The 15,354-nt window shown below is 46.1% G+C and carries 16 protein-coding genes and 10 tRNA genes; 9 read left to right on the top strand and 17 right to left on the bottom strand.

All coding sequences use genetic code 11. The annotated features are described in order from the left end of the window. Nucleotides 1-103: 103 nt before the first annotated feature. The 10 genes from BUA12_RS00535 to BUA12_RS00490 all read right to left on the bottom strand — a co-directional run bounded on the left by BUA12_RS00535 (nucleotide 104) and on the right by BUA12_RS00490 (nucleotide 2,877). The gene (locus tag BUA12_RS00535) at nucleotides 104-1,444 is read right to left on the bottom strand and encodes an MATE family efflux transporter (protein ID WP_072708823.1); all 1,341 of its coding nucleotides are present in this window, start codon (nucleotides 1,442-1,444) and stop codon (nucleotides 104-106) included. 189 nt (nucleotides 1,445-1,633) lie between these two features. Then, entirely contained in the window at nucleotides 1,634-2,002 is a 369-nt protein-coding gene (locus tag BUA12_RS00530; RefSeq protein WP_072707279.1) for a hypothetical protein, read from the bottom strand. Between the two features lie 166 nt (nucleotides 2,003-2,168). Next, nucleotides 2,169-2,256: transfer RNA gene (locus tag BUA12_RS00525), tRNA-Ser, on the bottom strand. A gap of 36 nt (nucleotides 2,257-2,292) precedes the next feature. Then, a tRNA-Glu gene (locus tag BUA12_RS00520) sits at nucleotides 2,293-2,364 on the bottom strand. A 1-nt stretch (nucleotide 2,365) separates the two neighbouring features. Next, a tRNA-Asn gene (locus BUA12_RS00515) sits at nucleotides 2,366-2,440 on the bottom strand. A 9-nt stretch (nucleotides 2,441-2,449) separates the two neighbouring features. Next, a tRNA-Gly gene (locus BUA12_RS00510) sits at nucleotides 2,450-2,520 on the bottom strand. Nucleotides 2,521-2,533: 13 nt separating this feature from the next. Then, nucleotides 2,534-2,606: transfer RNA gene (locus BUA12_RS00505), tRNA-His, on the bottom strand. A 15-nt stretch (nucleotides 2,607-2,621) separates the two neighbouring features. Continuing rightward, nucleotides 2,622-2,694 (bottom strand) — tRNA-Phe (locus BUA12_RS00500). Between the two features lie 20 nt (nucleotides 2,695-2,714). Further along, nucleotides 2,715-2,790: transfer RNA gene (locus tag BUA12_RS00495), tRNA-Asp, on the bottom strand. A gap of 15 nt (nucleotides 2,791-2,805) precedes the next feature. Beyond that, nucleotides 2,806-2,877: transfer RNA gene (locus BUA12_RS00490), tRNA-Met, on the bottom strand. Nucleotides 2,878-3,057: 180 nt separating this feature from the next. Between BUA12_RS00490 and BUA12_RS00485 the strand changes: the two genes are divergently transcribed. The 5 genes from BUA12_RS00485 (at nucleotide 3,058) to BUA12_RS00465 (ending at nucleotide 8,041) form a co-directional block, all read left to right on the top strand. Further along, complete coding sequence (locus tag BUA12_RS00485; RefSeq protein WP_072707277.1) at nucleotides 3,058-4,593, top strand: FAD-dependent oxidoreductase; 1,536 nt, start codon at nucleotides 3,058-3,060, stop codon at nucleotides 4,591-4,593. 155 nt (nucleotides 4,594-4,748) lie between these two features. After that, the gene (locus BUA12_RS13155; protein ID WP_245772714.1) at nucleotides 4,749-5,534 is read left to right on the top strand and encodes a DUF4352 domain-containing protein; all 786 of its coding nucleotides are present in this window, start codon (nucleotides 4,749-4,751) and stop codon (nucleotides 5,532-5,534) included. A gap of 300 nt (nucleotides 5,535-5,834) precedes the next feature. Continuing rightward, nucleotides 5,835-6,806, top strand: a complete 972-nt coding sequence (locus BUA12_RS00475; RefSeq protein ID WP_072707275.1) for a tRNA dihydrouridine synthase — start codon at nucleotides 5,835-5,837, stop codon at nucleotides 6,804-6,806. Nucleotides 6,807-6,828: 22 nt separating this feature from the next. Beyond that, a complete protein-coding gene (locus tag BUA12_RS00470) occupies nucleotides 6,829-7,368 on the top strand; it encodes a DUF1697 domain-containing protein (protein ID WP_072707273.1) in 540 nt (179 codons plus the stop codon). Between the two features lie 100 nt (nucleotides 7,369-7,468). After that, entirely contained in the window at nucleotides 7,469-8,041 is a 573-nt protein-coding gene (locus BUA12_RS00465) for a thermonuclease family protein (RefSeq protein WP_072707271.1), read from the top strand. Nucleotides 8,042-8,104: 63 nt separating this feature from the next. Here BUA12_RS00465 and BUA12_RS00460 read toward each other — a convergent pair whose 3' ends face one another. Next, entirely contained in the window at nucleotides 8,105-8,449 is a 345-nt protein-coding gene (locus BUA12_RS00460) for a winged helix-turn-helix transcriptional regulator (protein WP_072707269.1), read from the bottom strand. Between the two features lie 129 nt (nucleotides 8,450-8,578). Here BUA12_RS00460 and BUA12_RS00455 point away from each other — a divergent pair, with 129 nt between their 5' ends. Then, entirely contained in the window at nucleotides 8,579-9,424 is an 846-nt protein-coding gene (locus BUA12_RS00455) for a VOC family protein (RefSeq protein WP_072707267.1), read from the top strand. Between the two features lie 222 nt (nucleotides 9,425-9,646). Here BUA12_RS00455 and BUA12_RS12990 read toward each other — a convergent pair whose 3' ends face one another. After that, on the bottom strand, nucleotides 9,647-9,802 hold the full coding sequence (locus BUA12_RS12990) for a hypothetical protein (protein ID WP_178138207.1): 156 nt from the start codon (nucleotides 9,800-9,802) through the stop codon (nucleotides 9,647-9,649). Nucleotides 9,803-9,919: 117 nt separating this feature from the next. Here BUA12_RS12990 and BUA12_RS00450 point away from each other — a divergent pair. Together BUA12_RS00450 and BUA12_RS00445 are read left to right on the top strand one after the other, a co-directional pair. After that, nucleotides 9,920-9,994: transfer RNA gene (locus tag BUA12_RS00450), tRNA-Asn, on the top strand. 3 nt (nucleotides 9,995-9,997) lie between these two features. Then, nucleotides 9,998-10,086: transfer RNA gene (locus tag BUA12_RS00445), tRNA-Ser, on the top strand. A 443-nt stretch (nucleotides 10,087-10,529) separates the two neighbouring features. Here the strand turns inward: BUA12_RS00445 and BUA12_RS00440 are convergent. The 5 genes from BUA12_RS00440 to BUA12_RS00420 all read right to left on the bottom strand — a co-directional run bounded on the left by BUA12_RS00440 (nucleotide 10,530) and on the right by BUA12_RS00420 (nucleotide 14,802). Then, a complete protein-coding gene (locus BUA12_RS00440) occupies nucleotides 10,530-11,213 on the bottom strand; it encodes an ABC transporter ATP-binding protein (RefSeq protein ID WP_072707265.1) in 684 nt (227 codons plus the stop codon). A 1-nt stretch (nucleotide 11,214) separates the two neighbouring features. Next, entirely contained in the window at nucleotides 11,215-12,246 is a 1,032-nt protein-coding gene (locus BUA12_RS00435; RefSeq protein ID WP_072707263.1) for an FtsX-like permease family protein, read from the bottom strand. A gap of 16 nt (nucleotides 12,247-12,262) precedes the next feature. Beyond that, the gene (locus tag BUA12_RS00430) at nucleotides 12,263-12,655 is read right to left on the bottom strand and encodes a hypothetical protein (RefSeq protein ID WP_072707261.1); all 393 of its coding nucleotides are present in this window, start codon (nucleotides 12,653-12,655) and stop codon (nucleotides 12,263-12,265) included. Between the two features lie 81 nt (nucleotides 12,656-12,736). Then, nucleotides 12,737-14,125 carry a HAMP domain-containing sensor histidine kinase gene (locus BUA12_RS00425; RefSeq protein ID WP_331463064.1) on the bottom strand — a complete coding sequence of 463 codons (1,389 nt, stop codon included), beginning with the start codon at nucleotides 14,123-14,125 and terminating at the stop codon, nucleotides 12,737-12,739. Continuing rightward, nucleotides 14,122-14,802, bottom strand: coding sequence for a response regulator transcription factor (locus tag BUA12_RS00420; RefSeq protein ID WP_072707259.1), 681 nt, complete (start codon nucleotides 14,800-14,802; stop codon nucleotides 14,122-14,124). The genes BUA12_RS00425 and BUA12_RS00420 overlap by 4 nt, the downstream gene beginning before the upstream one ends. A gap of 229 nt (nucleotides 14,803-15,031) precedes the next feature. Here BUA12_RS00420 and BUA12_RS00415 point away from each other — a divergent pair, with 229 nt between their 5' ends. Continuing rightward, nucleotides 15,032-15,307 (top strand): hypothetical protein, encoded by a 276-nt coding sequence (locus tag BUA12_RS00415; protein WP_072707257.1) that lies wholly within the window; start codon nucleotides 15,032-15,034, stop codon nucleotides 15,305-15,307. Nucleotides 15,308-15,354 lie beyond the last annotated feature (47 nt).

Genomic DNA, 15,354 nt, shown 5'->3' with positions numbered 1-15,354 from the left:
TTTGAATCGAATTTTGCTCCCCGGTCACCTGATGCATTCGAAGATGCCGACAAACCTTTTTGCACAGTACCAAGCAGAAACAATTGACCCTTCCTCCCGGATATCAGCTCTTGAACAGCACCTTCTCCCTCCATCCGCCAAACTGATAATATATATAGGCGAATATGCTGCTGAGGATGAAACTGATTCCCATGCCGACACCGATCCCGATCTCCCCGTATTGGGATGAAAAGAAGTCAGCGAGCGGGAATCTCAGGAGCCAGAATGAAATGATGTTCAAAACGAGCACCTGATACATTGCGCCCGAAGCCCGCACGATGCCGTTCAGCACGAAATTCAATCCGAGGAACGGGTAGCACAGCGCTACGGTCCTGAGATATACAGTGCCGAATTCCACAGCTGATTCGTCCTGGATGAACAGCCGGATGGCAGGTTCTGCTAATATGATGACGATGACTGCGACACTGACCATCAGTCCGAAATTATAAAGGGCGGCATATTTTGCGATACGCTTCACCCGCGACCAGTCACCCACCCCGATGTTCTGCCCGGCCATACTGTTCACTGCAGTACCGAGGGCCATCGCCGGAAGCATGATCAGGCTGTCCAGTCTTTGTGCCGCGCTGAAGCCGGCGACGGTATCACTGCCGAACGAAGTCACGACACTGAGTATCGCCGCAATGCCCGCGTGGATGACAGCCATCTGAAGACCACCCGGTATGCCAAGTTCCATTATCAATTTGACCTCATGCTTTTCAGGCAATGAGGGACGACTGAACGGTATGAGTGTGTGCCTGTAGGAATGGCTGAGGCTGTACAGGAAAGCGAGCCCCTGGGAGAGCACGGTGGCCAGGGCCGCACCGACGATGCCGAGTTCCAATACAAACATGAAGACGGGGGCGAGTATCGCATTCATCACGACCGCAAGCAGGACGATCCTCATCGGCGTCCTGCTGTCGCCGAGGGCGCGCAGCACTGTATTGATGAAGTTATAGCCGAAAAGGAAAAACATCCCCAAAAAGCTGATCTGCAAATATGTAACGGCCATATCCATGATAGTTTCCGGTGTGCCGATCAGACGCAGTAAAGGTTCTGCCGACAAGTAACCGGCGATTCCAAAACCGACTGACATCATCGTCATGATGACGATGAACGCGTTCAAGTAGTTTCGCAGCCCCGCTTCATCCCGGCGCCCGTATTGCTGGGATAGAATCGTCAGAGCCGCATTATTCAGCCCGAGTATGAAGGACAACACGGTGACCAGTATCGTCGTTGCCACGGCCACAGCCCCGAGCGCTTCAGCACCCAGAATATTCCCAACCCATAGACTGTCGACGATTTGGAAGGAAGTCTGCAGAAGATTGGTCAGCATGATCGGCCCCGAGAATAAAATCAGAGGCTTCAATATCGGCCCTGTAGTAAAGTCATATTGATGCTTTTTCATTTTTTCACCCATTGCTCGAAAATACTTTTAAATACAATACTATATTATAAGACTTTCCATAATTTAAAGCCAAGTATTGGATTATACAGACCATCGGGTGATTTTGCCGCGGGACCTTCGGTCAATAAAAATGGAAGTGCCGTCCCCGCACTTCCACTATGGGCCGTTCAAGATCCAGAATTTTTAAAATTAAATATTCTGCGCGTTCTTCAAATACTCATCACCCAGCTCAATCACCTCATCGAGGGACAGATCATTGATCCTTTCATCATGGGCTTTGGCTAATTTCCTGATACCGTCGTAATTATCTTTATCACCGAAAACCCCGATGAATGCCTGCCCTCTTTCGGTAAGGAGGGTTTTACTCAGAAAATGCCATTCGCCGCCGGCGGCACTACACTCAAAAGCCGCCAGTCCATTGCACCGCATCAAGTCGTATTGATGCAGGTCGGCTTCATTCACCATCTCAACGCGTCCATCAGACTCGGAATTCCCCTTCATGATCTCCGCTAATTCAATCATACGCTCCAAGTTACTCCTATGAGTCGATTTGTTCATTAGTCTCCTCCTATCATCATACATATCAATTATACCAAATATTTTGACAAAAGAGGATTTTATGGTTTTCCAGGCGGAATGCGGCGACTCTCCCGGCTTGCCCCCTCATCTATACAAAATAAAAAAACCATCCAATCAATGATTGGATGGTTTTAAACAAACAGTACGGACAGCGAGGGATTTGAACCCTCGATACGGGGTTGCCGTATACACGCGTTCCAGGCGTGCGCCTTAAGCCACTCGGCCAGCTGTCCACAATAAAAATAGAAGTGCGAAGTACACTTCTAATATGACCCGTACGGGATTCGAACCCGTGTTACCGCCGTGAAAGGGCGGTGTCTTAACCACTTGACCAACGGGCCATGGCTCCACAGGTAGGATTCGAACCTACGACCGATCGGTTAACAGCCGATAGCTCTACCACTGAGCTACTGTGGAATAATGTAAAGCGGGTGATCGGAATCGAACCGACAACATCAGCTTGGAAGGCTGAGGTTATACCATTTAACTACACCCGCACGGTACTTTAAGGGCGGCTGATGGGGCTCGAACCCACGCATGCCGGAACCACAATCCGGTGTGTTAACCACTTCACCACAACCGCCATAAAGATGCTGAGTGGTCCAGGACGGAATCGAACCGCCGACACAAGGATTTTCAATCCTTTGCTCTACCGACTGAGCTACTGGACCTGCTTATGTAATTGAAAAAATGGCGGTCCCGACGGGAATTGAACCCGCGATCTCCTGCGTGACAGGCAGGCATGTTAACCGCTACACCACGGGACCACTGAAATAAAAAAATTGCGGGAGTTGGATTTGAACCAACGACCTCCGGGTTATGAGCCCGACGAGCTACCACTGCTCCATCCCGCGGTAATATTATTAATGCGTGTTTTAACGCCTGAATATTATATTATACTTTTTCCCGCATATTTTCAAGTCCTATACACCATATTTTAATATTAAATTTACACTTTCTTAAATGACTGCCTCCATCATTACCCATTTGCCGAAATGGGTATTGCATATATATAACTTGTTAGGAGGATTAAAATGGAAAAAAATAATGATGTCAAATTGTCTTTTTGGAGCGATTCCGTTGAACTCCCGCAATTTACTGAGCTTAATGAAGATATCAATACCGAAGTGCTTGTCGTCGGTGCCGGTATAACCGGGATCATGAATGCCTACCAACTGGTCAATAAAGGATATGACGTGACACTGATTGAAGGAAATGAAATCTTAAGCGGCACCACCGCAAACACCACCGCGCGCATCACTGCGCAGCAGGGGCTGCTCTACGGCCAGTTATCCAAGCAGACGGATGAAAAGTCCGCCCGTAAATACTACGACTCTCAGATGGCGGCCATCACCGAGATGGAAAACCTGACAGTGAAGCACGATATCGACTGCGACTTCAAACGTGTGGATACGGTGATGTATGCAGTTCATGAAGAAACGATAAAGGAATTGGAAAAGGAAGCAGAGGTGTATGAATCACTCGGCATCGACGGTTACTTATCCAAAGGAGAACTCAAGCTGCCGTTTGAAACCACAGGTGAACTGGTGATGAAGAACCAGGCTGAGTTCCATCCCCTGAAATTTTTAAAAGGCGTGCTGGACGTTGCGGTGGCCAGCGGGGTTAAAGTATATGAACACACCCGTGCAAAGTCGGTCGATGATGACACTCTGCATACCGAAGGCGGCCACAAGATCAACTTTGAAAACCTGGTCATCGCGACCCACTTCCCTTTCCTGGATTTTGACGGGCTATATTTCAACAGCTTTAAAATCAGTTATGGTTACGGGCTGGTCGTCTCCACCACCACCCCGCCGCCGGAAGATCTCAACCTCAGTGGTCAGGACGGTCCGGGACTTTCCCTGAGGAACATTGTAAACCCCGACAGGGAGACACCCACCGTACTATTCGGCGGCATGGGCCATATGTCTTATGAAATGAAGGAGATGCATGAACAGATTGAAACATTGAAACTCTATGCCGATCAGCAGACGACGAATGAAGAGGTCCTCTATTCATACCGTGCCCAGGACTTGATGACGGCGGATTCACTTCCATTCATAGGCTATTTCGATAAATCACATGACACCCGCTTCGTTGCCACTGGTTTCAATAAATTCGGGATGACGAATGGTGTATTATCGTCCATGATCATCAAGGACCTGATGACTGGAATGGATAATGAATACGGAGATCTGCTGAGTCCACACCGCAGTAAAACGACCTTCCAGAAGATGAAGCAGCACATCACCAACCCGCTTCACATCATGGAGTCGGAAGCCAAACTCATGACGGGCTCGAACCCGGATATGGATTCACTTGAAATCGACAACGGTGAAGGTACCGTAGCCAGCGAAGGCATGAGCAAAAAAGGCGTCTACAGGGAGGATGACACTTACTATGTCGTCTCCAACCGTTGTACCCATATGGGATGCAGCCTTGGCTGGAACGGCGATGACAAGACATGGGACTGCCCATGCCACGGTTCCAGGTTCAACTATGACGGCAAAGTGATCGAAGGACCGGCAGTGGATGACCTCGATATGGAGATCAGAAGATTGGATTCGTAATAGGATTAAAAAATATTAAACACTACTTCCGCTTGATGTTGAGGGAAGTAGTGTTTTTTATATATTCAGAAAACGCATTTAAATAAAGGGTTATATGTATTATACTGGAATTACAAGAAAATATAAGAATACAAAATAAGGAAGGAGTTTAGATTTTGGCAGATGAAGAGAGAAGACAGTTAGACGAGGAAAAGCGCAGATTGGAGCAGGAGAGACGCGAGTTTGAAGCACAGAAACAAGGGACCGGTCAGAAAAAGAAAGGCGGATGCCTCAGATGGGCGTTGATCATATTTGGGGTTCTGATTTTATTTGGAGCATGTACTGCCCTCATTACAGATGACGATACTCTTGATGAAGACGGCCAGGAGGCATCAACTGAAGAGGAAGTCGAGGAAGAAGGCGCTGCTGAGGAAGCAACCGAGGACGAAGAAGCCACAGACGAAGAAGCTGAAGTTACTGAAACCGAGAGTGGCGAACAGGAAGAAAGTGCTTCTGAAGATGAGGATGTTGTTGAAGAAGAGGAAGCAGAAGAGGTTGTAGGTGTGGGTGAACCTTTAGAGGTGGATGGCATAGAATTCACAGTCAACGAGTGGTACCAGGCAGATACTGTAGGTACCGATTTCATGACCTCCGAGGCAAATGATACTTATATAGTTATGGAAGTTACAGTAACGAATAACGAAAATGAAGCAATAACTGTAGATAGTGATTTCTTTAAGATTATAGAAGGTGAAAGAGTATTTGAACCAGATTCCTCAGCATCTATGGATGCTAACGAGGACGACCTGGGATTGTTCCTGGAAGAAATCAATCCCGGTTCCTCACGCACTGCCAGTGTAGTTTTTGATGTCACCCAGGATGTAGTCGACAGTGATGAAAAACAGCTTCAGGTGCAGTCAGGTTTCTGGGGCACACAGACTGGCATCATTAATCTGCAGTAATACAAAGTGGGGCTGGGACATCAGTCCTTAAAAAAGTATTAATAGAATGAATGATACGGAAAATCCGTACGTTTGACTCCCAGGGGACAGCATCTGCGCAAGACTACAGGCTTGCGCGATGCCCCAGAAAAGCAAACGTTCGGATTTATTTTTTATATAAAATTCTGTCCCAGCCCCATTTTTATTTTCATTACTGATGCTTAGTCATTTTTTCTCTCCTCATATTCTGGTATAATACATATGTTATTTTACAGACTGATATATCCATATATATGAAGTCATTGAGAGGATTGTAGTATTATGAAAGAAAATTTTTGGCAGAACCTCCCCCGCCCTTTCTTCGTGCTGGCACCGATGGAAGATGTGACGGATGTGGTCTTCCGCCATGTCGTGGCAGAAGCCGCGGCCCCGGATGTGTACTTCACTGAGTTCACCAACTCGGAAAGCTACTGCCATCCGGAAGGCAGGGACAGCGTGCGCGGACGTCTCACCTTCACAGAGGATGAACAACCGATCGTCGCCCATATATGGGGGGACAACCCGGATCATTTCCGTGAAATGTCCATCGGAATGGCTGAAGCGGGCTTCAAAGGTCTTGATATCAATATGGGATGCCCGGTGCCGAACGTCGTTGGGAATGGAAAAGGATGCGGGCTCATCAGGCGTCCGGATGCCGCAGCGGAATTGATTGGGGCGGCGAAAGCCGGCGGACTTCCCGTCAGCGTCAAAACACGGCTCGGTATGACCGAAGTTGATGAATGGCATGACTGGCTCCGTCATATCCTTGAACAGGACATCGCCAACCTCTCCATCCACCTGCGTACAAGGAAGGAAATGAGCAAGGCGGATGCCCACTGGGAACTGATCCCTGAAATCAAAAAACTGCGTGATGAAGTGGCACCCGGTACGCTGCTTACCATCAACGGCGATATACCCGACCGTAAGACGGGCCTTGAACTGGTGGAAAAATACGGCGTCGACGGTGTCATGATCGGCCGCGGCATCTTTAAAAATCCTTATGCCTTCGAGCATCAACCGGAAGAACATACGAGTGATGAGCTGCTCAATCTATTACGTGTACATCTCGACCTTTTCGACAAGTATTCAGAAATCGAACCGCGCAAGTACACGCCACTCCACCGCTTCTTCAAGATTTACGTCAAAGGATTCAGGGGTGCAGCGGAGCTCAGGAATGAACTGATGAACACCCGGTCGACAGATGAGGCGCGGACGCTGCTCAACAGCTTCCAGCATGCACCCGCAAGTATTTAAACCCTCCTGAGAGAGATGACCAATGAAGCACGTCGCCCTGCTCCGCGGCATCAACATCGGCGGAAGAAATAAAATCGATATGAAAACTCTTAAAAAGACGTTTGAGAATGCCGGTATGGAAGATGTCGCCACTTACATCAACTCCGGCAACATCATATTCACAGATGAAGGGACACCAAAAGTGCACCTTCCCGGTGTACTTGAACAGGCGATCCGGGAAGACTTCGGCTTGGATATAAGAGTGCTGATACGCAGCAAAGATGAAATCGAAGCAATCAACGATGCTCTCCCCGACTCATGGAAAAATGATAAAGGGATGAAGAGTGATGTGCTGTTCCTATGGGAAGATATAGATGACCCGGCCCTGCTCGAAGACCTGAAAATCCACCCGGAATTCGACACCGTCATATATAAGCCCGGCGCGGTGCTCTGGTCTGTGATGAAGGTGAATGCAGGAAAAAGCGGCATCACTAAAATGGTGGGTACGGAAATCTATAGACATATGACAGTGAGGAATGTTAATACCTTCAGGAAGATACACAACCTCATGAAAGATGAATAGCCCCTGAAAAGGGGCTATTTATTTTGGTTACAGTATTCCGCCATGGCCTGTATATGTATTATAATGGGGAAAATGAATCCATTTAAAAAGGAAGTTCAATATGAAACGAAAAGGGATTTTTGATCTCAATCAGCTCAATACCAGAGAAAACAGGCGGATGATCAAAAAGCTGGGATGGCCGGGTGCGGTCCTTGTGCTTGCCATCGCTGCCGTCGCATACTTCTTTGCGGACGATGAAAGTGATACCGGGGATTATACACTCGGTGAATTCCATGAAGTCACGGTGGATCAGTTCATCGACGGCGACACCACCCGCTTCAACTTCAACGGCAGTAGTGAAAGTTTCAGATATCTGATCATCGATACACCGGAAATAAGGACGGATTCAGGAACGCCCGAGCCGTATGCAGTGGAAGCAGGCGACAGGGTACGGGAACTGTTGATCGGAGCGGATACGATAGAAGTCGAATTCGATGTCGGTCCCATGACGGATAATTATGACAGGTATCTCGCCTACATTTATGCCGACGGGGAAATGGTCAACGAAACCCTCGTGCGTGAAGGACTTGCCACCGTGAGATATGCGAACCCGCCGAACACCAGCCATCTGGACGTTCTCGAAGAAGCGGAAGCGGCCGCACAGGAGGAAAATGCCGGTCTATGGTCGGAATGAAAAAGAACCCGGGAAAGTCATTCGACCTTCCCGGGTTCTATGCTGATTCATCAAAATATCGGATCACTCAACAGTCTCTTTTGCTGTACCCGGCTTTTCAATCCACTCTTTGGACCAGTTTTCGATGTCCCGCAACACCGGCTCCAAGGATTCTCCCTTTTGAGTCAATGAATACTCGATGATTACAGGGGTCTCGGGATATACATCCCTTTTAATCAGCCCCTCCTGCTCCATGTTCTTCAATCTATCCGAAAGCACTTTACCGCTGACACCAATCGCAGACTGTATTTCACCGAAACGTTTCGGTGACTCCAGCATCTGATAGATTACGAGCGCAGTCCAACGCTGACTTAAAATATTAACAGCTTTTTCAAAACGCGGGCACATTTCACCTTTAGGTTGCCTCATAGCCATCACTTCCTTTCCAAACATTATATCATAGGTTCCTATCTTTTAAAAGAACAACACATAACTTGATTATATTAATTGTATATATTATACTTGGTAACGTATAGTAAGCTAATGAGGAGGATGGAAATGAATTTCCACACAGCACCTGTTAATAATGTTTCGGAAGTAACGATAAATGTAAGTGATTTAAAAAAATCCCTGGACTTCTATCAGGAGATCATTGGCTTCAAGGTAAAGTCCCAAACCGGTAAAGATGCGGAGTTATCTGCCGATGGTAAAACGACACTGCTCAGGCTGACGCAGCCGTCAAACCCGATCAACAGGCACCGCACCAGTGGATTATACCATTTTGCACTTCTACTGCCCGACCGTACAGATCTGGCAGCTTTCATAAAGCACCTCTCCACCAAGGATATCAGACTCGGTGCATCTGATCATGCCGTGAGTGAAGCACTGTATCTGGATGATCCGGATGGCAATGGAATCGAGATATACCGTGACCGAGATCCGGAGGAATGGTCATGGAACAACGATGAAGTGCACATGGTGACTGATCCGCTTAACGTCGAGGGTGTGATGGCCACTCATAAGGATGAGCCATTTAAAGGACTACCTGAAGATACAATCATGGGACATCTGCATCTGCATGTAGCCGATATAGAAGATGCTGTAAAATACTACACCGAAGGACTGGGTATGGAAGTGGTGACAAGATACGGTCCGCAGGCAGCATTTCTCAGCTTCAGCAAGTATCATCATCATATCGCGGTCAACGTCTGGAATGGTGTCGGCGCACCCCCACCGGCAAGAAACAGCATCGGACTGAACTACTACACCATGAAATATCATACACCGGAAGCTGTTGAAAACACCGTCAACAATTTGGAATCCCTTGGTTACAAAGTGGAAGAGACTCCGGAAGGCATGTTCTCGGAAGACCCTGCAGGCAACCGTGTTCTCATCAGTGAATAATTTTTAAACGAGATATCATATTTTTAATTGACAATGATTCTCACTTGCCATATAATTCTAATTGAAAATGATTATCAGTCAAAGACTGTTGGCCCCCCAAATTAGTACACTTGAGTACTACTTTTATACATCATTTTCAACTACAGGAAACTATATTCGAAATTCCAGACCGGGAAACCCCGGTCTTTTTATTTTCCCCATCACTTCTTAAAAAGTATTAAATCAGCGCACCAGCACATAATAGATGACATAGATCCAGCTCAACAATCCATGGATGATCGCCCAAAGGATCGATTGATGCAGGCTCCATGAAATCGTTATTGCCAGAACCGTGCCGAACCCCACTCCTGTTTTGACGACTGATCTGCCGTTATCCATTCAAACCCCTCCTTTTATTGATAAGGTGTAAATTTCTCATAATAAATGGTCGAAAACCATTGAAAAGGCATTGCCTTGTTGATACAATTAATAATGTTCGATTGAAAAGAAAACTATTCCACAGTAGCTCAGTGGTAGAGCTATCGGCTGTTAACCGATCGGTCGTAGGTTCGAATCCTACCTGTGGAGCCATATGGAGATGTACTCAAGTGGCTGAAGAGGTGCCCCTGCTAAGGGCATAGGTCGCATTGTGCGGCGCGAGGGTTCAAATCCCTCCATCTCCGCTCCTAATTATATCCGCTGAACACTATGTTTAGCGGCTTTTTTATATGAATCAGTACATTTCAGACTTTACCGGAATTCTTTGAAGCCGGTGAGAAAATTATACTACAAGAAGCATGCCTGAACACATTTAAAGCCCTCTTGTTTAATGTAAGGGGGGTTTTTCGCTGCTGCACCCTCCCCTCATATATAAACACACGGAAAAGACCCCTGCCGGGGTCTTCAGATATACTCTATACCTCTATTCTGATTTAACTTTTTCTATACCCATTCTCAGGGAGGATGCTCAATCATTCAATGGCAAATTACTGCTCAAGTCCATTACCTGTAAAACTAAGAACAAGCAGGGAAATGGCAATGATATAGACGAAACCCACCAAAGGAACTGTTACACTGAAAGCCCCTGCTATATCACTACAAACCGATTAATGGTTAAGTGACACCATCATCCGGGGTACTCGATCAATCCATCCTTCATCTGTACAGTATAATCAGCATATTCCAATGCACTTTCATCATGTGTGACCATTAAAACTGTAATGCTGGATTCTTTTGTCAATGATGTCAACAGCCTCATCACTTCTTTCGATCGCTTTGAGTCCAGACTTGCAGTGGGTTCATCGGCAAACAATATTTCAGGTTGATGAATGACAGCACGTGCGATGGCCACCCGCTGCTTTTCCCCACCGGAAAGACTGTCAGGATAAGAGTCTCTGTGATGCTGCATTTCCACTTTCTCAAGAATGTCTTCGATTTCCTGCCTTCTTTCCTCCTTAGACCATTTTAGTTCAGCTGTATCCAGCATCAACTCCAATTGTTCCTGGACCGTCAGGAATGGCACCAGGTGGGCCTGCTGAAAGACGAATCCGAAGCGTTTAGCACGTATTTCCCTCACCTGTTCATCATCCAATGCAGTCAGGTTCTCACTGTCAAAAATAATTTCTCCCCCGGTTGCTTCCTGTAGACCAGCGGCTATGGTCAGCAGGGTACTTTTACCGGAACCGGAGGCACCGACCAATGCAGTCATGTCACCTTTGGAAAGATCAAGGTCAATGCCTTTAAGAATCTTTTCTTCAGTGCTGCCATGCTTGAATGTCTTTTCGAGTCCATTGATAGTGAGTAAAGACATATTATATCCCTCCTTGATTGATTGCCTGCATCGGCTCCACTTTGCTGATCTGGATGCCTGAGGCTGTCGATCCGATGAAACCTATCACCAGGAAAACGAGTGACATCATAGAAGCCGAGTCTATTGTAAGGAGGAAAGGCATGCCTTCAGGCATCACGATTCCCACTAATTGGCTGATGGCGACTGAAAGCAACAGAGCAATGACGGTAATGATGAACATCTGCACCCACATCATTTTGAATAACTTGGATGTTTTAACCCCGACCGCTTTCAATATGCCGTAAGTGGCAATTTTCTGCACATTGATCATATAGAAGAAGATGCCGAATAACATCCCGCTGATGACAAATAAAAATACGACGATCATGTTCAAAGACAGCTGCTCTGCACTGTAGCTCGGTAGTGTATCTAAAAATTCATCGTTGGTGAATTGATTATAACCATCCATATGGGGAGCTTCATCGCCTGGTATGAAAGCCAACTGAAAGTCATCAGTACTGTACATTCTTTGAAAATCATCATGATTGATGAAAGCGACAGGTGCATGGCTGAACTTTTGATGCTCTACAAATTCATCCACCGTCAATGAATGATCCAGCATGCCGTTTGTCACACCGTCTCCTGCGGTGATGCCTTCTTCCATAATGGAAGCATCAAGAACCAGGCCGCCCGTCTCAATACTTGGAAAATAGTCATTATTCGCTGTGCTTACGAACGCAACACTATGCCGCTTTTCATCAGCATCTTCGATCTCCCCCATCTGAATGGACAGAAACATGACCTCGGATGAAACTGTCTCGACTTCCTCCATGGTTTCTCCATCAAGACTTGAAAAGTTGTACTGCCCTTCTGCCTCTTCCTCCATATAGAATGTACCTGCAGGCAATTCTTTGATCAAAGATGCATTATCGTAGGAGAGCCCATTCGCCAATCCTGAGATGATCATCGTCAACAGACTGATCAGAAAGATGATGGCGCCGAGAATCAAATATCTTGTCTTGGATTTCATTATTTCCTGCCATGCCATCTTCATTATAAAACCCCCTCCATCAATCCTTCTCCGGTCTGTAGATGAGCGTCTGTACGAAGAATAGTATGAAGCTGACCAGAACAGCTACGCCCCCGCCGATATATATAATCAACGTCACGGCGTCCGGCAATTCAACCTGACTGACCATGTGCAGGTACATCCCTGCCGTCAAGCCCGTTGTACCGATGATACTGACCCACACATGAATTCTCGTCAAAAGTGAGTTTTTGATGCTGAATACCTTATAGAATACGGCCCATGAGAATAATGTCAGCCAACCGACCACGAGAACGTGTGTGTGCACCGGGCGGAAGGCGTGTGAGCCTGAACCGGCCATATGGGCGCCCATCACCGCTCCGATGACTCCAAACAATCCAGCGAAAACAAGTAAGACTTTACTTGGATGTTTCATAAATGAAAGCCTCCTCAATTCATTGATATTTCACATTCTATCATCGGAATATGAACTCAATATGAACTAAGGAGAACCTTTTCACCTTTTCGGCAGTCTCACAATGAATATGCTGCCCTGACCATCCTGGTTGGATTCAACACTGATCATCCCTTCATGCAGGGAGACCACTTCATGGACGATGGATAAACCGAGACCCGATCCTGGAATCTTTTGGGACCTTGCCTCATCCTCTCTGTAGAACCTTTCAAAGATGTGCGGCTTTGCGGCATCATCCATACCGATGCCTGTATCTTTGAAACTCACCTTCACTTCTTTCTCATACTCCCTCAATTCAATATCGATTTCACCGAATGGATGATTATATTTCAGCGCATTGGAAAGTAGATTATCCCACACTGAATACATCAAGGCTTCGTCGGCAATAATCTCCACATCCGGGACATCATATGAGAGCATCAGATTGTTCGAGTGGATTTTCCATTCGTAGCTGTCGATCAACCGTCTTATCTGCCTGCCCAAATTATATGCTTTGACTTTTAATATATGTGCTTCCTGATCCAGTGATGACAGGAGTAATAACTGGTTGGTCATCGAACTGATCCGATTGGATTCGGCTTCAATGACCTGGATATATCCCAATCCTTTTTCACTCTCCTCCAGTTCATTTTTCAAAAGCATACTGTATCCTTTGATGTTGGACAGCGGTGATTGGATATCGTGGGAAATGTTGGATATGAACGCCTTACGCATATTTTCATTCTGGCGTATTTGCTCTGCCATTCTGACAAAGTTGTTTGACAGTTCACCCATCTCGTCCTTCCTTCCCGTTTCAAGGTCTTTGACATCATAATTTCCGGAGGATAAAACCTGTGTTGCCTTACTCAGGCGGGCCACGGGCCGGACCATATATTTAGTCGCAATGAGGACGAAAACGATGCTTAAAATGATGGTGATCAGAAATAACCAACCAAACAACAGATGCATTTCATTAAAAAGCATCTGTATGTCCGGCCTCATGAACAGTGCGTAATTTCCACCATTATAATTTACAGGGACGCCGATGGTGTTCTCCAGTTCATTGGCAAAAAAACCTGTGACAAAAGTCTCGCGTGGAAACTCACGCATGCCGTGATAGGTGCTTCCATCGAGAACCTCCTGAACTGTGTGCGCAGAAAGTTCATCTTCCCTGAATTCAGCGCCATAGTGGATCCCCTCCCCCGGCGCCCTGAACAGATAGATTTGATATCCGATATCCGCAATATTATCAAGATATTCATCCATTGATATCTCAGGATTATTTTCAATGAAGGCAGATATCTCATGGGCCACCCGCGTATTTTTCTCATCGTTGACCGGTTTCAAATATTGCTGGTAGTAGGCATTCGAGATGAAAAATGCAACCAGGAAACTGGTCAGCATGATACCAATCGTCGTTGCAGCAAAAATGCTGTACAAGGACTTCATCATTGATTCATCTCCAGTGTATAACCCACGCCTCTTACTGTACGTATGCTGAAAGGCACTGACAGATGACTGAAGCGCTGCCTCAACCTCTTGATATGGACATCCACTGTCCGGTTGTCCCCGGCAAAGTCCATATCCCACACATTTTCGATGATTTTTTCACGGGTGAAGGTACGCTGAGGGTTCTTTGCAAGTAAATACAGCAGTTCGAATTCCTTGAGTGGCAGTTTGATTGTTTTGGTATCAATCTTAATCGAGTAATTTTCATGAAGAATCAAAACATTCCCCAATCGTATCGGATCATTGTCACTCTCAGGGACGCCATACCGGCGAAGCAGCGCCTTTATCCTGAACACCAGCTCTTTCGTTTCAAAAGGTTTGGTCAGATAATCATCAGTTCCTGCTTCAAAACCGACTGCTTTATCATCAATTTGATCTTTCGCTGTTAATATAATGATCGGTATGTCGTAGGTGTTTCGAATTTCTCTTGTCAAGGATATACCATCCATAAAAGGCATCATGACATCCACTACTGCGATATCACAAGGATGGCTCTCCAACTTTTTTAATGCATCCCTTCCGTCAATTGCCTCGATGACATCATAGCCTTCTTCTTCAAGATGCAGCCGGACAAAATTCAAAATATTCTTATCGTCATCAACAACCAAGACTCTCGACATCTATAAACCTCCCCTGTTTTTACTGAATGCTTCCCGATAATCATACACTAAATTATAATATACTGGAGTTAACATTATTATGGCACTGCATCTATAAAGGGGCCGGCCATAAATTGCCATAGAATGATAGTATTCTTTCGATACCGGTATGATCATTTTATATATAAATTTTTATCCTCTCCCTTCTTGATGTATAATTGCATTAAGTATAATCGGGGGAGTTTTTAATATGGAATTTATAATTGCACTGATTGCTTTGGTCTTCGGTATTTTAGCGCTTGTCAGTTTCATTGCCGGCATCGTCTTACTCGGCATTTTGATTTACAGGGCAGTCAAAAACAGACCGGCCAGGAAAACAGGTGTATTGAGCGCATTACTGATTGTGGCTTCACTGATTCTGATCATCATTATGTTTGCATTGGCATTCCTCTTAACGGGCGAGGAGACCAACTCACCTGTTGCAAATGTAACAACAGAGCAGTCAGAAACATTAAAGACCACCTGAGCGTACAGATGTTTTACTCCATCTGCACACCCAGGTGGTTTCATTTT

It is taken from the genome of Lacicoccus alkaliphilus DSM 16010 (assembly GCF_900142805.1).
GTDB lineage: Bacteria > Bacillota > Bacilli > Staphylococcales > Salinicoccaceae > Lacicoccus > Lacicoccus alkaliphilus.
Note: the sequence above shows the minus strand (reverse complement) of the source record. Positions and strands in the feature narration are given on the sequence as shown.